Origin of the sequence: Peribacillus deserti (assembly GCF_002863585.1) — a bacterium.
Classification (GTDB): Bacteria; Bacillota; Bacilli; order Bacillales; family DSM-1321; genus Paraperibacillus; species Paraperibacillus deserti_A.
On sequence record NZ_PGUY01000009.1, the window covers coordinates 22,732 to 42,256 of the forward strand.

The window sequence follows — 19,525 nt, forward strand, 5'->3', positions numbered from 1 at the left end:
TATAATTCCCCGTATTATGTAGAGTCTCTTTATTATTATAGTATAAAAATTGCATCAGTGGGGAAAAATATATTGATAATAGTTTGTTTTTTTGAAAAATGCGGTTTTTGAAGTGAAAACCCTTTTTCTTTTTTGTCTGTGAGTTTACAGCTACATAGGCAGGTACATTCTCGCATATTCGCGGGAATTTACCCAGGTAAATTTTCGCTTTCATGCGTAGATTTACAAGATATAACCTTATTATGCTTGATTTGAGGGGTGAATCAGTTGACAGGTCAACTAGTTCAGTATGGACGACACCGCCAGCGCAGAACTTATGCAAGAATTAGCGAGGTTTTAGAATTACCGAATCTTATCGAGATTCAAACCTCTTCATACCAATGGTTTCTTGATGAGGGCTTAAGAGAGATGTTCCAAGATATTTCTCCTATCGAGGACTTTACAGGTAACCTTTCGCTTGAATTTATTGATTACAGCTTGGGGGAACCAAAGTACTCCGTCGAAGAATCAAAAGAGCGTGATGTTACTTATTCTGCTCCGCTTCGTGTGAAAGTACGCCTAGTAAACAAAGAAACAGGTGAAGTTAAAGACCAGGATGTTTTTATGGGTGACTTCCCGCTTATGACTGAGACAGGCACTTTTGTGATTAATGGTGCTGAGCGTGTTATCGTTTCTCAGTTAGTGCGTTCACCAAGTGTTTACTATAGCGGAAAGGTAGACAAGAATGGCAAAAGAGGCTATACGGCTACTGTCATTCCAAACCGCGGAGCTTGGCTTGAATATGAAACAGATGCTAAGGATGTAGTATACGTAAGAATAGACCGTACAAGGAAACTTCCAGTTACCGTTCTATTGCGTGCACTAGGGTTTGGCTCTGATCAAGAAATCATCGATCTTATCGGCGATAACGAATATATTCGTAATACGCTGGAAAAAGACAACACTGAAAGTACGGAAAAAGCTTTGCTTGAGATTTATGAGCGTCTTCGCCCGGGCGAACCGCCAACAGTTGAAAATGCAAAGAGCTTATTGGTATCAAGATTCTTTGATCCAAAAAGATATGATCTGGCTAATGTTGGCCGCTATAAGATTAATAAAAAGCTTCATATTAAAAACCGCCTGTTTAACCAGCGTCTGGCTCAAACATTGGCAGACCCTGAAACTGGCGAAATCATTGCAGAATCAGGTACAGTACTAGACCGCAGAAATCTAGACCGTATCATTCCTTTCTTAGAGAAGGGCATTGAATTTAAATCCTTCCATCCTTCTAATGGCGTAGTAGAAGAAGATATTCTCATGCAGCTTATCAAAATCTATGCACCAAACGATGCAGAAGGTGAAAAAGTAATTAATGTAATCGGAAATGCATACGTGGAAGAAGCGGTGAAAAATATTACACCTGCTGATATTATCTCTTCCATCAGCTATTTCTTTAACCTGCTTCACTCGGTTGGAGATACAGATGACATTGACCATCTTGGTAACCGCCGACTCCGCTCAGTAGGCGAATTGCTTCAAAACCAATTCAGAATCGGTCTATCACGTATGGAACGTGTTGTTCGTGAAAGAATGTCTATTCAAGATACAAATACGATTACACCTCAGCAGTTAATTAACATCCGTCCAGTTATAGCTTCCATTAAAGAGTTTTTCGGCAGTTCACAGTTATCTCAGTTCATGGATCAAACCAATCCGCTTGCTGAGCTGACACACAAACGCCGTCTATCAGCATTAGGACCCGGTGGTTTAACCCGTGAGCGTGCGGGCTTTGAAGTACGTGACGTTCACTACTCCCACTATGGCCGTATGTGTCCGATTGAAACTCCAGAGGGACCAAACATCGGATTGATTAACTCGCTATCAAGCTTTGCGAAGGTCAATCGATTTGGATTCATTGAAACTCCTTACCGCCGTGTTGATCCTGAAACTGGGAAAATCACGAGCAGAATCGATTATATGACAGCCGATGAAGAGGATAACTATGTTGTAGCACAGGCGAATGTACCTCTAGATGAAAGTGGTGCTTTCGTTGAAGAAGATGTCATTGCCCGTTTCCGTGGAGAAAATACAGTAGTGAAACGCGACCGCGTCGACTATATGGATGTTTCTCCGAAGCAAGTAGTATCCGCTGCAACAGCTTGTATTCCTTTCTTGGAAAATGATGACTCTAACCGTGCTCTAATGGGTGCGAACATGCAGCGTCAAGCTGTACCTCTTATGCAGCCTGAAGCTCCAATTGTCGGAACAGGTATGGAATACGTATCTGCTAAGGACTCTGGTGCTGCAGTCATCTGTAAACATGAAGGTATTGTTGAACATGTTGAATCCAGAGAAGTATGGGTAAGAAGAGTTAAAGACGTGGACGGACAGGAAGTTAAAGGCGATCTGGACAAATACAGAATGCTTAAATTCATCCGTTCAAACCAAGGTACCTGCTATAATCAGCGCCCTATAGTCAGCGTTGGTGACCGTGTTGTAAAAGGTGAAATCCTAGCAGACGGACCATCAATGGAAAAAGGCGAATTGGCGCTGGGACGAAATGTTATGGTTGCATTCATGACATGGGATGGCTATAACTACGAAGATGCTATTATTATGAGTGAACGTCTTGTGAAGGACGACGTATATACATCTATTCATATTGAAGAATATGAATCAGAATCCCGGGATACAAAACTCGGGCCAGAAGAAATCACAAGAGATATTCCAAATGTCGGCGAAGATGCTCTGCGCAATCTTGATGAGCGTGGAATCATCCGAGTGGGTGCAGAAGTAAAAGATGGAGACCTTCTCGTGGGTAAAGTAACGCCAAAAGGTGTGACAGAGCTTACAGCTGAGGAACGTTTGCTTCATGCGATTTTCGGTGAAAAAGCCCGTGAAGTCCGTGATACTTCTCTACGTGTACCGCACGGCGGAGGCGGAATTGTTCTTGATGTGAAAGTATTCAACCGTGAAGACGGTGATGAGCTTCCTCCAGGTGTTAACCAGCTGGTGCGTGCTTATATCGTGCAGAAACGTAAAATATCTGAAGGCGACAAGATGGCCGGACGCCACGGTAATAAAGGGGTTATTTCCCGTATCCTGCCTGAAGAAGATATGCCGTATCTTCCTGACGGTACACCGGTTGACATCATGCTTAACCCTCTAGGGGTTCCATCACGTATGAATATCGGGCAGGTATTAGAGCTTCATCTTGGTATGGCAGCCAGATACCTTGGTATTCATGTAGCATCACCGGTATTTGACGGTGCGCGTGAGGAAGATGTATGGGGTACTATCGCAGAGGCTGGTATGGCGAATGACGCCAAAACGGTTTTATATGATGGCCGTTCAGGAGAACCGTTCGATAACCGAGTTTCTGTCGGTATCATGTATATGATTAAACTTGCTCACATGGTAGATGATAAACTCCATGCCCGTTCAACAGGACCTTACTCGCTTGTTACTCAGCAGCCTCTTGGCGGTAAAGCTCAATTCGGCGGACAGCGCTTTGGTGAGATGGAGGTTTGGGCACTTGAAGCTTATGGTGCAGCATACACTCTGCAAGAAATTCTTACTGTTAAGTCCGATGACGTTGTGGGCCGTGTGAAAACATATGAAGCAATCGTAAAAGGCGAAAATGTCCCTGAACCAGGAGTACCTGAATCTTTCAAAGTATTAATAAAAGAACTTCAAAGTTTAGGAATGGACGTTAAGATTCTATCAAGTGATGATAAAGAGATTGAGATGCGCGACCTGGATGATGAAGAAGAATTGAATCAAGCCGACTCGCTTACAATCGATCCCGATCCAAAAGAACCTGAATCAGAAATCGTTGGTTCTAAAGAGTAATACAGCTGAAAAGCAATATGGGTAAAACCCGGAGATTAAGAGGGAGGTAGGCCCCTTGATAGATGTTAATAATTTTGAGTATATGAAAATCGGTTTAGCTTCTCCTGACAAGATTCGTTCTTGGTCATTTGGGGAAGTAAAGAAACCTGAAACCATCAACTATCGTACTCTTAAGCCTGAAAAAGACGGTTTGTTCTGTGAAAGAATTTTTGGTCCTACAAAAGACTGGGAATGTCATTGCGGAAAATACAAGAGAGTACGTTATAAAGGTGTAGTATGTGACCGATGCGGAGTGGAAGTAACTCGTGCTAAGGTTCGCCGTGAACGCATGGGGCACATTGAGCTTGCTGCTCCTGTTTCTCACATTTGGTATTTTAAAGGTATCCCTAGCCGGATGGGGCTTGTCTTAGACATGTCCCCCCGGGCTTTGGAAGAAGTTATTTATTTTGCGTCCTATGTAGTAACTGAGACCGGTGATACTGCACTTGACAAGAAACAGCTTCTTTCTGAAAAAGAATATCGTGCATACCGTGAAAAGTTCGGCAATAAGTTCCAGGCTGCTATGGGTGCAGAAGCCATTAAAAAACTTCTTCTAGATATCGACTTAGATAAAGAAGTTGATTTCTTAAAAGAAGAGCTTAAAACGGCTCAGGGACAAAGACGGACACGTGCAATCAAGAGACTTGAAGTGCTTGAGGCATTCCGTAACTCAGGAAACGAACCTTCATGGATGATCCTGGATGTTCTTCCTGTTATCCCGCCAGAGCTTCGCCCGATGGTTCAACTGGATGGAGGACGTTTTGCGACGTCTGACTTAAATGACTTATACCGCCGGGTAATTAACCGTAATAACCGTCTAAAGCGTCTATTAGACCTTGGGGCTCCTAGCATTATCGTTCAAAACGAAAAGCGGATGCTTCAAGAAGCTGTAGATGCATTGATTGATAACGGACGCCGCGGCAGACCTGTTACAGGTCCTGGTAACCGTCCTCTTAAATCCCTTTCTCATATGCTTAAAGGGAAGCAAGGGCGTTTCCGTCAAAACCTTCTGGGTAAACGTGTTGACTACTCAGGCCGTTCAGTAATCGTTGTTGGACCTAACCTGAAAATGTACCAATGCGGTCTTCCAAAGGAAATGGCGATTGAGTTATTCAAGCCGTTTGTTATGAAAGAATTAGTTGGAAAAGGATTAGCCCATAACATCAAATCTGCCAAGCGCAAAATTGAACGTTTGCAGCCTGAAGTCTGGGATGTGCTGGAATCCGTTATTAAGGAGCATCCGGTTCTATTGAACCGTGCACCGACTCTTCATAGACTTGGTATCCAGGCATTTGAACCTACACTGGTTGAAGGCCGGGCTATCAGATTGCATCCGCTTGTATGTACTGCTTATAATGCGGATTTTGATGGCGACCAAATGGCTGTACACGTACCGCTTTCATCAGAAGCTCAAGCTGAAGCACGACTTCTTATGCTTGCAGCACAAAATATTTTGAATCCTAAAGATGGAAAACCTGTTGTTACCCCTTCCCAGGACATGGTATTAGGTAACTATTACCTGACTATGGAACGTGAAGGCGCAAACGGCGAAGGTATGATCTTTAAAGATACAAACGAAGCTATTCTTGCTTATCAGAACGGATATGTGCACTTACATACCCGTGTGGCTGTACACGCCGGTTCTCTTAAGAATAAGACGTTCACAGAAGAGCAAAACAAGCAGCTTCTGCTTACTACAGTAGGAAAGTTGATCTTCAATGAAATTCTTCCTGAAACATTCCCGTACCTTAATGAACCAACAAAATCTAATCTTGAGGAAAAAACTCCTGAAAAGTATTTTGTTGAAAAAGGGCAGGATGTAAGAGAAATCATTAAAGCACAGCCTGGTGTTGATCCGTTTGTTAAGAAGTTCTTAGGAAACATCATTGCGGAAGTGTTCAAACGCTTCAAAATCACTGAAACGTCTAAAATGCTTGACCGCATGAAGGATCTTGGGTTCAGGCATTCAACAAGAGCTGGTATTACCGTTGGTGTAGCGGATATCGTGGTTCTTGCTGAGAAGAAGCAAATCATTGAGGAAGCACAGTCCAAAGTAGATAATGTTATGAAACAGTTCAGACGCGGTCTTATCACCGAAGAAGAACGTTATGACAGAGTTATCTCAATTTGGAGCGGTGCGAAGGATGCGATACAGGCTAAGCTTATGCAGTCCTTGAACAAGCGCAACCCGATCTTCATGATGAGTGATTCCGGTGCCCGTGGTAACGCGTCTAACTTTACACAGCTTGCTGGTATGCGCGGACTGATGGCCAACCCGGCTGGACGTATTATTGAATTGCCGATTAAATCTTCATTCCGTGAAGGATTAACGGTTCTAGAATACTTCATTTCGACTCACGGTGCCCGTAAAGGTCTTGCGGATACAGCCCTTAAGACGGCTGACTCTGGTTACCTTACCCGCCGCCTAGTCGATGTTGCTCAAGATGTAATTGTAAGGGATGACGACTGCGGAACTGACCGAGGCCTCCTAATTTCTGCACTTAAAGACGGAACAGAAACTATCGAGCACTTGGAAGAACGTTTAATTGGCCGTTATGCTAGAAAGCCAATAAGACATCCTGAAACTAAAGAAGTTATTGTTGCTGAAAATGAATTGATTACAGAAGATCTTGCTAAATACGTTGAGGATGTAGGTGTGGAAAAGGTATGGATCCGTTCTGCCTTCACATGTAACACTCGTCATGGTGTATGTAAGAAATGCTACGGACGCAACCTTGCAACAGGTGAACAGGTAGAAGTCGGCGAAGCTGTCGGAATCATCGCGGCACAATCCATTGGAGAACCAGGTACACAATTAACAATGCGTACATTCCATACGGGTGGAGTTGCCGGGGATGATATCACTCAAGGTCTGCCTCGTATTCAGGAATTGTTTGAAGCTAGACATCCGAAAGGTCAAGCAATTATCTCTGAAATTGATGGTACAGTAACAGGCATAAAAGAAGTGAAAGACAAACAGCAGGAAATAACCATCCAGGGTGAAGTAGAATCACGTTCTTATACCGCCCCTTATACTGCACGTCTAAAAGTCGCTGTAGATACTAAGGTAGTACGCGGTCAAGAATTGACAGAAGGTTCTATTGATCCAAAAGAGCTTCTGAAGATTACGGATGTATTATCAGTACAGGAATATCTGCTTAAAGAAGTTCAAAGGGTCTACCGTATGCAAGGGGTTGAAATTGGAGATAAGCATATAGAAGTTATGGTACGTCAAATGCTTCGTAAAATCCGCGTCCTAGATGCGGGTGAGTCAGAAGTGCTGCCAGGAACACTGCTTGATATCCACCAGTTTACAGATGCTAACCAAAAAGCTCTGCTTGAAGGAAAAACACCTGCTACTGGACGTCCTGTATTGCTCGGGATCACCAAAGCTTCTCTTGAAACTGATTCGTTCTTGTCTGCTGCATCATTCCAGGAGACCACTAGAGTCCTTACAGATGCTGCGATTAAAGGGAAACGTGACGAATTACTTGGTCTAAAAGAAAATGTTATTATCGGTAAGCTTGTTCCTGCTGGAACAGGTATGCTCCGCTACAGAAAAGCATCGCCGGTACTGGCTGAAGATTCTGCCGAGGAAACCGTTTCTGTTGACTAATAAGAATTGGCCGGTGATGAGATCACCGGCCTCTTTTTAAGAAATATAAACATGGCTGCCTGCCAATTATTATTTTATTAATATTTTTTAAAAGTAATGTTGACAGTTTGTGCCTAATGATGTTACTATAGCAAAGGTGCTCCTATAATACCTGTAGCTTCGGAGGATATGATTTATGTCTTATGAAAAAGTTCAACAGGCGTTGACAGTCATTGTAGGAACAAAACAAACAGTGAAAGCTCTAAAGAACGGAATCGTTTCCGAGGTAGTTATAGCTGCTGATGCTGATCCAAAAGTGAAAGCAAAGGTACTGGAAGCTACCAAAGAATACAACGTTGCAGTCTCTCATGTTGATTCTATGCAAAAGCTTGGAAGAGCATGCGGAATTGAAGTTGGTGCGGTAGCTGTTGCAATTAAAAAGTAAAACTGTTTTTGTAGATAAACTACAAAAACTTTGTTTTTGCCCATTTACGAACCACCTGGATGTGTGGGTCTATAAATGAATATGCGAAGGGAGGAAAAAACAAATGCCTACTATTAACCAATTAATACGTAAGGGACGCGAAACTAAGGAAGAAAAATCAAAATCCCCTGCGTTAAATAAAGGCTACAACAGCTTTAAGAAAGCACAGACTAATGTATCATCTCCACAAAAACGCGGTGTGTGTACTCGTGTTGGTACAATGACACCGAAGAAACCAAACTCAGCGTTGCGTAAATATGCTCGTGTGCGTTTGACTAATGGTATCGAGGTAACTGCTTACATTCCTGGTATCGGACACAACCTGCAAGAACACAGTGTTGTATTGATCCGTGGAGGACGTGTAAAGGATTTACCAGGGGTACGTTATCACATCGTTCGTGGCGCATTAGATACTGCTGGTGTTAACAACCGTATGCAAGGCCGTTCTAAATACGGTACTAAGCGTCCAAAAGCTGCTAAAAAATAATCATTCAAACTAAAAATATTTATTTTACCGAAAGGAGGAAACAAGATGCCTCGTAAAGGCCCTGTATCTAAAAGAGACGTATTACCTGATCCGCTTTACAATTCTAAATTAGTTAGTCGTTTGATTAACAAAATGATGGTTGACGGACAGAGAGGTAAGTCTCAAACAATACTTTACTCTGCATTCAATATCATTCAAGAACGTTCTGGTAAAGAGCCAATGGAAGTATTCGAAGCTGCTCTTAAAAACATTATGCCAGTATTAGAAGTTAAAGCTCGTCGTGTAGGTGGTGCAAACTACCAAGTACCAATTGAGGTGCGTCCAGACCGCCGTACAACTTTAGGTCTTCGCTGGTTAGTGAACTACGCTCGTCTTCGTGGAGAAAAAACCATGGAAGAGCGTCTAGCTAACGAAATTCTTGATGCAGCTAACAGCACAGGTGCGTCTGTTAAGAAACGCGAAGATACACACAAAATGGCAGAAGCTAATAAAGCATTCGCTCATTATCGCTGGTAAGATTTGTACTAACATTATATTCATAATAGGAAGGAGAAAGACCCAATGGCAAGAGAGTTCTCCTTAGAAAACACTCGTAATATCGGTATCATGGCTCACATTGATGCCGGTAAAACAACTACAACTGAGCGTGTCCTTTATTACACTGGTCGTATCCATAAGATTGGTGAAACTCATGAAGGTGCTTCTCAGATGGACTGGATGGAACAAGAGCAGGAGCGTGGAATCACAATCACTTCCGCTGCAACAACTGCTCAGTGGAAAGGCCACCGCGTAAATATCATCGATACTCCAGGACACGTAGACTTCACAGTTGAAGTTGAACGTTCCCTGCGCGTACTTGATGGTGCAGTTGCGGTTCTTGACGCTCAATCCGGTGTTGAGCCTCAAACTGAAACAGTTTGGCGCCAGGCAACAACTTACGGAGTACCCCGTGTTGTATTCGTTAATAAAATGGATAAGATCGGTGCGGATTTCTTGTACTCTGTAAAAACAATTCATGACCGCTTGCAAGCTAATGCACATCCAATTCAAATTCCAATTGGTGCAGAAGATGAATTTGAAGCGATCATCGATTTAGTAGAAATGAATGCTGTATTCTACGGCAATGACCTTGGTACTGATATCGAAGTTCGTGAAATTCCTGCAGAACATATGGATCTAGCTCTAGAATACCGTGAAAAACTAATTGAGGCTGTTGCTGAATTAGATGAAGAGTTAATGGAGAAATACCTTGGCGGAGAAGAGCTTACAAAAGAAGAGCTTAAAGCTGCTATCCGTAAAGGTACTGTTGATGTTGAATTCTATCCGGTTATCTGTGGATCTGCATTTAAAAACAAAGGTGTTCAATTGATGCTTGATGCAGTAATTGATTACCTGCCATCACCACTTGATGTACCAGCTATTAAAGGTACACTTCCTGATACTGATGAAGAGGTTATCCGTCACTCTGACGACAAAGAGCCGTTCTCTGCTCTTGCGTTTAAAGTTATGACAGACCCTTATGTTGGTAAATTAACATTCTTCCGTGTATACTCTGGTACTTTGAACTCAGGTTCTTATGTACAGAACTCTACTAAAGGAAAGCGTGAGCGTGTAGGTCGTATCCTGCAGATGCATGCTAACTCCCGTGAAGAGATTTCACAAGTATACGCTGGAGATATTGCGGCAGCTGTAGGTCTTAAAGATACTACTACTGGTGACACTCTTTGTGATGAGAAAAGCCTTGTAATCTTGGAATCAATGGTATTCCCAGAACCGGTTATCTCATTATCTATTGAGCCTAAGTCAAAAGCTGACCAAGATAAAATGACAACAGCACTTCAAAAACTACAAGAAGAAGATCCTACATTCCGTGCACACACTGATCAGGAAACTGGACAGATTATCATTGCCGGTATGGGTGAGCTTCACTTGGATATCCTTGTTGACCGTATGCGTCGTGAGTTTAAAGTGGAAGCTAATGTTGGTGCTCCACAGGTTGCATATCGTGAAACTTTCCGTGAATCAGCTAGAGTAGAAGGTAAATTCGCTCGTCAGTCTGGTGGACGCGGACAATTCGGACATGTTTGGATCGAGTTCTCTCCAAATGAAGAAGGAAAAGGATTTGAATTTGAAAATGCTATCGTAGGTGGAGTTGTTCCACGTGAATACATCCCTGCTGTTCAAGCTGGTCTTGAAGACTCTCTTGATAGAGGTGTACTTGCTGGATTCCCGTTGGTTGACGTTAAAGCTAAACTTTTTGATGGTTCATACCATGATGTTGACTCCTCTGAAATGGCATTCAAAGTAGCTGCTTCACTAGCTCTTAAAAATGCCGCTTCAAAGTGTAAGCCTGTCATCCTTGAACCGGTTATGAAAGTTGAAGTTGTTATTCCTGATGAGTATCTTGGAGATATCATGGGTGATGTAACTTCTCGCCGTGGCCGTGTAGAAGGTATGGAAGCTCGCGGTAATGCACAAGTCGTTAAAGCGTTCGTTCCACTTTCTGAAATGTTTGGATATGCTACTTCCCTGCGTTCAAATACGCAAGGTCGTGGAACATTCTCCATGCACTTCGATCACTATGAAGAAGTTCCAAAATCGATCTCTGAAGAAATTATCAAAAAAAATAAAGGTGAATAATTGATTTTCACCCTTCATTAAAGTATAACTACTTATGTAAGCTATGAAAGTGGACAATCCTACTTTCATAGCACTATACTTAATCCAATAAAATATAATTTTAGGGAGGCAAATCCTAATGGGAAAAGCTAAATTCGATCGTTCTAAGCCACACGTTAACATCGGTACAATCGGTCACGTTGACCATGGTAAAACTACTTTAACAGCTGCTATCACTTCTGTACTTGCAAAAGTTGGTGGAGCTGAAGCTCGTGCATATGATCAAATCGACGGAGCTCCAGAAGAAAGAGAACGTGGTATCACTATCTCTACTGCACACGTTGAGTATGAAACAGAAACTCGCCACTATGCACACGTTGACTGCCCAGGACACGCTGACTATGTTAAAAACATGATCACTGGTGCTGCTCAAATGGACGGCGGAATCCTAGTTGTATCTGCTTCTGACGGCCCAATGCCACAAACTCGTGAGCACATCCTTCTTTCTCGTCAAGTAGGTGTACCTTACCTTGTTGTATTCATGAACAAGTGTGACATGGTTGACGACGAAGAACTTCTTGAATTAGTTGAAATGGAAATTCGTGATCTTCTTTCTGAATACGAATTCCCTGGCGATGATATTCCAGTAATCAAAGGTTCTGCTCTTAAAGCTCTTGAAGGTGAAGCAGAATGGGAAGAAAAAATCAACGAACTTATGGCTGCTGTTGATGAGTACATCCCAACTCCAACTCGTGACACTGAGAAGCCTTTCATGATGCCAGTTGAGGATGTTTTCTCAATCACTGGTCGTGGAACTGTTGCTACAGGACGTGTTGAGCGTGGACAAGTTAAAGTCGGTGACACTGTTGAAATCATCGGTTTAGCTGAAGAGCCAAAATCAACTACTGTAACTGGTGTTGAAATGTTCCGTAAACTTCTTGACTATGCTGAAGCTGGTGACAACATCGGTGCCCTTCTTCGTGGTGTAGCTCGTGAAGATATCCAACGTGGTCAAGTATTAGCTAAGCCTGGTACAATTAACCCACACACAAAGTTCAAAGCTGAAGTTTATGTTCTATCTAAAGAAGAAGGTGGACGTCACACTCCATTCTTCACTAACTACCGTCCACAGTTCTACTTCCGTACAACTGACGTAACTGGAATCTGCAACCTTCCTGAAGGTGTAGAAATGGTTATGCCTGGCGACAACATCGAAATGACTGTTGAACTTATCGCTTCTGTTGCTATCGAAGAAGGTACTAAATTCTCTATCCGTGAGGGTGGCCGTACTGTAGGCGCTGGCATCGTTGCTTCAATCCAAGAATAATTTTAGTTAAATACGGAGGGGACGCCTTCCAACCAAAAAGCAGAGGGGACGCCCTCTGCTTTTTTGGTTTCTATTTTTAGCTGATACACCCAGCTGCTATTTTAAAAAGGTCAGTAGACCTTTTTAGATTCCTGTAAATAAGAAATAGACTTTTTAGGATAACTTATAAATAAACAGGTTATGGTCAAAGGGGTAAACCCGTATCTAAGGAAAAGCATAAACCAAAGTGAATAAGCATAATTCCAATTTGCTGAGCATAAACGCTACGTAATAAGCATACGGCCTGAAAGATAAGCATAGCTTTTTCCAATATAAGCATAAAACTATTGAACATAAGCATAAACTCCGAAAACATAAGCATAAAACCATAAAACGTAAGCATAAAAGTTCAAAACATAAGCATAAGCCTGCCCAATGTTAGTCTGTTTTTTAAAATTAGTAAAAAAATAGTATAAATACAGCCATTTCTGCATTCGTTTATTCATCCCTGTTTGTTAAAAGCTAAAATACATACAAGTTTTAGACCAATAAGTTATGAAAAAGCACTTTAACTGCTGGTAACCGTAATTTTTTCAATCCACAAAGGTGAGGAGTCCGGAATTATGCATAGAATGATCGGCCGGCTACTCCAATACGATAAAGGATCAAGGGTCCTTTTGGTATATGAACTTTATCCTTCCTTACATTTGCAGAATCACTAATTAGTTGCCACCATCCAGATTTCTGCCTCAATAATCAACCTATCCAAAAAAACCTGCCGTCCCAACATTTATAAAATTGGGCAAATTTATAGTACTTTGGAGAGAAAACAAAAACCACATTGTTTAAGATCCCAAGAAAAGTCAAATAAATTTCTTCAATATATATAGAAGGAACACAGCAGGGTCAGCTTCCACTGCAATTGATATATACCCAAACCTTCAAGTGAATTACACTAAAGCAAAATGGAAATATAAATTATCGTTAAATCCGTAATCAATCAAACCGCCCCAAACTTTTCCCTTCCATTCTCATTTCTGAGAATATACATCTATTCTAATTTACCCTTCAGACAACTTTTTTCTAAAAACATGTATAAAATTACTCACACTATCTTGTAAAAGCCCAAGGACCTATGTATAATAGAAAAAGTGTGCAACCCATGGAAAAAGTTTTTATAAAAGTATTGCTTATTCACTGGGTTATATGTATAATAGACAATGTTGGTCTTTGACCGCGATGATGTGAGAGGTTGCTGACACACCCGGCCGCTTTGCCATGGCGAGTGTGTGGGAAATTTTCACTGAGAACTGTCTATTTTTAAAATAGGCGAAAAGGAGGGAAAAGTAATGGCAAAACAAAAAATTCGTATCCGTTTAAAAGCATATGATCACAGAATCCTTGATCAATCTGCTGAGAAGATTGTTGAAACTGCTAAGCGTTCTGGTGCGGCTGTATCCGGTCCGATTCCATTACCGACTGAAAGATCTGTATATACAATCCTTCGTGCGGTTCATAAGTACAAAGATTCTCGTGAGCAATTCGAGATGCGTACACACAAACGTCTAATCGACATCGTTAACCCAACTCCACAAACAGTTGATTCATTGATGCGTTTAGACTTACCGTCAGGCGTTGACATTGAAATCAAACTTTAATAATAAAAAAAGATAAATTCACAGGAGGTGTGACTAATGACCAAAGGAATCTTAGGTAGAAAAATCGGTATGACGCAAGTATTTGCTGAAAACGGTGAGCTTATCCCTGTAACTGTTGTTGAAGCAGCTCCAAACGTAGTGCTTCAAGTAAAATCAGTTGAGGCTGATGGCTACGAAGCTGTTCAAGTAGGTTTTGAAGATAAGCGTGAAAAGCTTTCTAACAAACCCGAAAAAGGACACACTGAAAAAGCGAAAACTGCTCCTAAGCGCTTCATTCGTGAATTCCGCGAAGTTAACCTCGGTGACTATGAGGTTGGTCAGGAAGTCCAAGTTAATATTTTCGCAGAAGGCGATCTAGTAGATGTAACAGGAATTTCAAAAGGTAAAGGTTTCCAAGGTGCTATTAAACGCCACGGACAATCTAGAGGACCTATGGCACACGGATCTCGTTACCACCGTCGCCCTGGTTCAATGGGTCCTGTTGCTCCAAACCGTGTATTCAAAGGTAAATTACTACCAGGACGCATGGGCGGAGAGCAAATCACTGTTCAAAACCTTCAAATCGTAAGAGTTGATGCTGATCGCAACTTACTATTAATTAAAGGTAATGTACCTGGAGCAAGAAAAGCTCTATTAAAAATTAAAAGTGCGGTAAAAGCAAAGTAATTTTTTAGGAAAGGAGGAGCATTGGAATGCCAAAAGTAACACTTTACAAACAAGATGGATCACAAGCTGGAGATATCGAGCTTAATGAATCTGTATTTGGTATTGAGCCTAACAACGCTGTTTTATTTGAAGCGATTGTTATGCAAAGAGCTTCCTTACGTCAAGGAACTCATAAAGTAAAAGGCCGTTCTGAAGTAGCAGGCGGTGGACGCAAGCCATGGAAACAAAAAGGAACTGGACGTGCTCGTCAAGGTTCTATCCGTTCTCCACAATGGCGCGGCGGTGGTATCGTTTTTGGTCCAACACCAAGATCATACAGCTATAAAATGCCTAAGAAAATGCGTCGTTTAGCTATTAAATCTGCTCTTTCTGCTAAAGTGCAAGAAGAGAACATTTTAGTGCTTGAAAACCTAGCGTTTGATGCACCAAAAACAAAAGAATTCACAGCGGTCCTTGAAGGTCTTTCTGTTGATACGAAAGCACTTATTGTTACAGACAGCCTGAACGAAAACGTAGCACTTTCTGCTCGTAACATTCCTGGTGTAACAGTTGTAGAAGCTGACGGCCTAAACGTATTAGACGTTGTAGGACACAACAAACTGATCCTTACTAAAGCTGCTGTTGAAAAAGTAGAGGAGGTGCTTGCATAATGGATGCTCGTGATATCATTAAGCGCCCCGTAATCACTGAAGCTTCATCAGACTTGATGGCTGAAAAAAAATACACTTTTGAAGTGGATGTTAGAGCTAACAAAACTCAAGTTAAAGATGCTGTTCAAGAAATCTTTGACGTAAAAGTTGAGAAAGTAAACATCATGAACTACAAAGGTAAATTCAAGCGTATGGGCCGTTATGCCGGCTATACAAACAAACGCCGTAAAGCAATCGTTAAATTGACTGCTGACAGCAAAGAAATCGAATTTTTCGAAGCTTAATATATAAGAGAAGGAGGGAATAACTATGGCGATTAAAAAGTACAAACCTACCTCCAATGGTCGTCGCGGCATGACTACTTCTGATTTTGCAGAGATCACAACTAGCAAACCAGAAAAATCATTGCTTGCACCTTTACACAGAAAAGGTGGCCGTAACAACCAAGGTAAGTTAACTGTTCGTCATCAAGGTGGCGGCCATAAGCGTCAATACCGTATCATCGACTTCAAACGGAATAAAGATGGTATACCAGGACGCGTTGCTACTATTGAGTATGATCCAAACCGTTCCGCAAACATTGCATTAATTAACTACGTGGATGGAGAAAAACGTTATATCCTAGCTCCTAAAAACCTAGAAGTAGGTATGGAGATCATGTCAGGTGCTGAAGCTGACATTAAAGTAGGAAACGCACTTCCACTTATCAACATCCCTGTTGGTACTGTTATCCACAATATCGAATTGAAACCTGGAAAAGGTGGTCAATTAGTACGTTCTGCCGGTACTTCTGCACAAGTTCTTGGTAAAGAAGGCCGTTACGTATTAGTTCGATTAAATTCAGGTGAGGTTCGTATGGTTCTATCTACATGCCGCGCTTCAATTGGTCAAGTAGGTAATGAACAGCATGAACTTATCAACATCGGTAAAGCTGGCCGTTCTCGCTGGTTAGGCAAACGTCCAACTGTACGTGGTTCTGTAATGAACCCAGTAGATCACCCACACGGTGGTGGTGAAGGACGCGCTCCTATCGGACGTAAATCACCAATGACTCCTTGGGGCAAACCTGCTCTTGGTCTTAAAACTCGTAAGAAAAAGAACAAGTCTGATAAATTTATCGTACGTCGTGGTAAAAAATAACGGGATTGATCTACGGTTCATGCGGACCGTAGTGCAATCGCGAAGGGAGGCACACATATGGGTCGCAGTTTGAAAAAAGGACCTTTTGTTGATGATCATTTAATTAACAAGGTTGAAAAAATGAATGACGCTGAGAAAAAACAAGTAATTAAAACTTGGTCTCGCCGTTCAACAATCTTCCCGCAATTCATTGGGCACACAATCGCGGTTTACGATGGTCGTAAACACGTACCGGTCTATGTAACTGAAGACATGGTTGGCCACAAACTTGGTGAATTCGCACCAACTCGTAGCTATAAAGGCCATGGCAATGATGATAAGAAAACAAGACGTTAATGAGAGGAGGGCATCTCATGCAAGCTAAAGCTGTTGCTAATACAGTCCGTATTGCACCTCGTAAAGTTCGTTTAGTAATCGACTTAATCAGAGGCAAGCAAATCGGTGAAGCGGTAGCGATTCTTCGCCACACTCCAAAAGCCGCTTCTCCAGTCGTAGAAAAAGTTCTTAAATCTGCTGTAGCAAATGCAGAACACAACTACGAAATGGACATTAATAACCTGGTTGTTTCACAAGCTTATGTGAATGAAGGACCAACATTGAAACGTTTCCGTCCTCGCGCTATGGGTCGTGCGAGTGCAATCAACAAACGTACTAGTCATATAACTATCGTTCTATCAGAAAAGAAGGAGGGATAAACTGTGGGTCAAAAAGTAAATCCGGTCGGTTTACGTATCGGGATTATCCGTGACTGGGAATCTAAATGGTACGCTGATAAAGACTACGCAGAACTTTTACACGAAGACATCAAAGTTCGTGAGTACATCATGAATCGTTTAAATGATGCTTCTGTATCCAAAGTAGAAATTGAACGTGCTGCAAACCGCATCAACATTTCTGTCCACACTGCTAAACCTGGTATGGTTATTGGTAAAGGTGGTACTGAAGTTGAAGCATTGCGTAAAGCATTAAACCAGTTAACTGGGAAACGCGTTCACATCAACATCATTGAAATCAAGAGAGCGGATCTTGACGCTAAACTAGTAGCAGAAAACATCGCTCGTCAATTAGAAAACCGTGTATCTTTCCGTCGTGCACAAAAGCAAGCGATCCAACGCACAATGCGTTCTGGTGCACAAGGTATTAAAACAATGGTATCTGGACGTCTTGGCGGCGCTGATATCGCTCGTTCTGAACACTATAGCGAAGGTACAGTTCCACTTCACACACTTCGTGCTGATATTGACTATGCTACTGCTGAAGCTGACACTACTTATGGTAAGCTTGGTGTGAAAGTATGGATCTATCGTGGAGAGGTTCTTCCTACTAAGAAGAAATCCGAGGAAGGAGGAAAATAATCATGTTATTGCCTAAACGCGTTAAATATCGTCGTGAACACCGCGGTAAGATGAGGGGCCGTGCCAAAGGCGGCACTGAAGTTCATTTTGGTGAATTTGGTCTTCAAGCACAAGATGCTTCTTGGATCACTAACCGTCAGATTGAAGCAGCTCGTATCGCGATGACTCGTTACATGAAACGTGGAGGTAAAGTTTGGATTAAGATTTTCCCAAGCAAGCCTTACACTGCTAAACCTCTTGAAGTCCGTATGGGTTCCGGTAAAGGTGCTCCAGAAGGATGGGTAGCTGTTGTGAAACCTGGTAAAGTTATGTTTGAAATTGCTGGTGTTTCTGAAGAAGTAGCTCGCGAAGCTCTTCGTCTTGCAGCCCACAAACTTCCTGTTAAATGTAAGTTTGTAAAACGAGAAGAAATTGGTGGTGAATCAAATGAAAGCTAATGAAATCCGTGATCTTACCACTGCCGAAATAGAACAAAAAGTAAAGTCTTTAAAAGAAGAGTTATTCAACCTTCGTTTCCAGTTAGCAACTGGACAATTAGAAAACCCTGCACGCATCCGTGAAGTGCGCAAATCGATCGCTCGTATGAAAACTGTTGTACGTCAAAGAGAGATCTCTGCTAACAATTGATCATGAGAGGAGGTTTATGGAATGAGTGAACGCAATCAGCGTAAAGTCTATACTGGTCGTGTAGTATCAGATAAAATGGACAAAACAGTCACTGTTCTTGTAGAAACCTATAAAAAACATTCTCTATACGGCAAGCGCGTGAAGTACTCCAAGAAGTTTAAAGCTCATGATGAGCAAAACGAAGCAAAAGCTGGCGATATCGTAAGAATTATGGAAACTCGTCCACTTTCTGCTACTAAACGCTTCCGTCTTGTAGAAGTTGTAGAAAAAGCTGTTATTATATAATATATGTTCGGATTATGTTAATTCCGAAGGGAGGTTTCGTTCGTGATTCAACAAGAAACACGTTTAAAAGTTGCTGATAACTCCGGTGCACGTGAAGTACTTACAATTAAAGTTCTCGGTGGTTCTGGCCGTAAAACTGCTAATATTGGTGATGTTATCGTTTGTACAGTAAAACAAGCAACACCAGGTGGCGTTGTTAAAAAAGGTGACGTTGTTAAAGCGGTAGTTGTTCGTACGAAGAGCGGTGTGCGTCGTAATGATGGTTCTTACATCCGTTTCGATGAAAACGCATGTGTAATCATCCGTGACGATAAAGGCCCTCGCGGTACTCGTATCTTTGGACCTGTTGCACGCGAATTGCGCGACAACAACTTCATGAAGATCGTTTCACTTGCTCCAGAAGTTCTATAATGATAAATCGTAAAATGCCTTTCAAGGAGGTGCGAATCTCATGCATGTAAAAAAAGGTGATAAAGTCGTAGTCATCTCTGGCAAAGACAAAGGAAAACAAGGCGTGGTCCTTGAAGCTTTCCCTAAGAAAGACCGTGTGCTTGTTGAAGGTGTAAACATTGTTAAAAAACACGCTAAACCTTCACAAGTCAACCCACAGGGCGGCATTCTAAACCAAGAGGCTGCTATTCACGTATCAAATGTCATGCTTCTTGATCCTAAAACAGGAACTCCTACTCGCGTAGGTACAAAAGAAGTTGATGGCAAAAAAGTACGTGTTGCTAAAAAATCTGGCGAAACTATAGATAAATAAGTTTAAGAAGAAGGGAGGTA

20 protein-coding genes are annotated in these 19,525 nt (G+C 41.9%); all 20 read left to right on the top strand.

Going from position 1 to position 19,525, the window contains the following annotated elements; all coding sequences use genetic code 11:
• Positions 1 to 267: 267 nt before the first annotated feature.
• The 20 genes from rpoB (at position 268) to rplX (ending at position 19,505) form a co-directional block, all read left to right on the top strand.
• Entirely contained in the window at positions 268 to 3,831 is a 3,564-nt protein-coding gene (gene rpoB / locus CUU66_RS03005; protein ID WP_101640204.1) for a DNA-directed RNA polymerase subunit beta, read from the top strand.
• Positions 3,832 to 3,886: 55 nt separating this feature from the next.
• A complete protein-coding gene (rpoC, locus tag CUU66_RS03010) occupies positions 3,887 to 7,486 on the top strand; it encodes a DNA-directed RNA polymerase subunit beta' (protein ID WP_101640205.1) in 3,600 nt (1,199 codons plus the stop codon).
• Positions 7,487 to 7,661: 175 nt separating this feature from the next.
• Positions 7,662 to 7,910, top strand: a complete 249-nt coding sequence (locus CUU66_RS03015) for a 50S ribosomal protein L7ae-like protein (protein WP_101640206.1) — start codon at positions 7,662 to 7,664, stop codon at positions 7,908 to 7,910.
• Between the two features lie 103 nt (positions 7,911 to 8,013).
• Positions 8,014 to 8,436, top strand: a complete 423-nt coding sequence (gene rpsL / locus CUU66_RS03020) for a 30S ribosomal protein S12 (protein WP_101640207.1) — start codon at positions 8,014 to 8,016, stop codon at positions 8,434 to 8,436.
• Positions 8,437 to 8,481: 45 nt separating this feature from the next.
• Positions 8,482 to 8,952, top strand: coding sequence for a 30S ribosomal protein S7 (gene rpsG, locus CUU66_RS03025; protein WP_101640208.1), 471 nt, complete (start codon positions 8,482 to 8,484; stop codon positions 8,950 to 8,952).
• Positions 8,953 to 8,997: 45 nt separating this feature from the next.
• Positions 8,998 to 11,076, top strand: a complete 2,079-nt coding sequence (fusA, locus tag CUU66_RS03030; protein WP_101640209.1) for an elongation factor G — start codon at positions 8,998 to 9,000, stop codon at positions 11,074 to 11,076.
• Between the two features lie 118 nt (positions 11,077 to 11,194).
• Positions 11,195 to 12,382, top strand: coding sequence for an elongation factor Tu (tuf, locus tag CUU66_RS03035; RefSeq protein ID WP_101640210.1), 1,188 nt, complete (start codon positions 11,195 to 11,197; stop codon positions 12,380 to 12,382).
• Between the two features lie 1,328 nt (positions 12,383 to 13,710).
• Entirely contained in the window at positions 13,711 to 14,019 is a 309-nt protein-coding gene (gene rpsJ / locus CUU66_RS03045) for a 30S ribosomal protein S10 (protein WP_019244375.1), read from the top strand.
• 36 nt (positions 14,020 to 14,055) lie between these two features.
• Entirely contained in the window at positions 14,056 to 14,685 is a 630-nt protein-coding gene (gene rplC / locus CUU66_RS03050) for a 50S ribosomal protein L3 (protein WP_101640211.1), read from the top strand.
• Between the two features lie 26 nt (positions 14,686 to 14,711).
• Positions 14,712 to 15,335: a 50S ribosomal protein L4 gene (rplD, locus tag CUU66_RS03055; RefSeq protein ID WP_101640212.1), complete on the top strand. Its 624-nt coding sequence runs from the start codon at positions 14,712 to 14,714 to the stop codon at positions 15,333 to 15,335.
• Positions 15,335 to 15,619 (top strand): 50S ribosomal protein L23, encoded by a 285-nt coding sequence (rplW, locus tag CUU66_RS03060; RefSeq protein ID WP_101640213.1) that lies wholly within the window; start codon positions 15,335 to 15,337, stop codon positions 15,617 to 15,619. Before rplD ends, rplW begins: the two co-directional genes overlap by 1 nt.
• Before the next feature lie 25 nt (positions 15,620 to 15,644).
• A complete protein-coding gene (rplB, locus tag CUU66_RS03065) occupies positions 15,645 to 16,475 on the top strand; it encodes a 50S ribosomal protein L2 (protein WP_101640214.1) in 831 nt (276 codons plus the stop codon).
• Positions 16,476 to 16,532: 57 nt separating this feature from the next.
• The gene (rpsS, locus tag CUU66_RS03070) at positions 16,533 to 16,811 is read left to right on the top strand and encodes a 30S ribosomal protein S19 (protein WP_101640215.1); all 279 of its coding nucleotides are present in this window, start codon (positions 16,533 to 16,535) and stop codon (positions 16,809 to 16,811) included.
• A 17-nt stretch (positions 16,812 to 16,828) separates the two neighbouring features.
• A complete protein-coding gene (gene rplV, locus CUU66_RS03075) occupies positions 16,829 to 17,170 on the top strand; it encodes a 50S ribosomal protein L22 (protein ID WP_101640216.1) in 342 nt (113 codons plus the stop codon).
• 3 nt (positions 17,171 to 17,173) lie between these two features.
• A complete protein-coding gene (gene rpsC, locus CUU66_RS03080; protein WP_101640217.1) occupies positions 17,174 to 17,830 on the top strand; it encodes a 30S ribosomal protein S3 in 657 nt (218 codons plus the stop codon).
• A gap of 2 nt (positions 17,831 to 17,832) precedes the next feature.
• Positions 17,833 to 18,267: a 50S ribosomal protein L16 gene (gene rplP, locus CUU66_RS03085; protein WP_101640218.1), complete on the top strand. Its 435-nt coding sequence runs from the start codon at positions 17,833 to 17,835 to the stop codon at positions 18,265 to 18,267.
• Positions 18,257 to 18,457 carry a 50S ribosomal protein L29 gene (rpmC, locus tag CUU66_RS03090; protein WP_101640219.1) on the top strand — a complete coding sequence of 67 codons (201 nt, stop codon included), beginning with the start codon at positions 18,257 to 18,259 and terminating at the stop codon, positions 18,455 to 18,457. The genes rplP and rpmC overlap by 11 nt, the downstream gene beginning before the upstream one ends.
• Before the next feature lie 21 nt (positions 18,458 to 18,478).
• Positions 18,479 to 18,742 carry a 30S ribosomal protein S17 gene (gene rpsQ, locus CUU66_RS03095; RefSeq protein ID WP_101640220.1) on the top strand — a complete coding sequence of 88 codons (264 nt, stop codon included), beginning with the start codon at positions 18,479 to 18,481 and terminating at the stop codon, positions 18,740 to 18,742.
• A 42-nt stretch (positions 18,743 to 18,784) separates the two neighbouring features.
• Complete coding sequence (rplN, locus tag CUU66_RS03100; protein ID WP_101640221.1) at positions 18,785 to 19,153, top strand: 50S ribosomal protein L14; 369 nt, start codon at positions 18,785 to 18,787, stop codon at positions 19,151 to 19,153.
• 40 nt (positions 19,154 to 19,193) lie between these two features.
• Positions 19,194 to 19,505 carry a 50S ribosomal protein L24 gene (gene rplX / locus CUU66_RS03105; RefSeq protein WP_101640222.1) on the top strand — a complete coding sequence of 104 codons (312 nt, stop codon included), beginning with the start codon at positions 19,194 to 19,196 and terminating at the stop codon, positions 19,503 to 19,505.
• Positions 19,506 to 19,525: the final 20 nt, after the last annotated feature.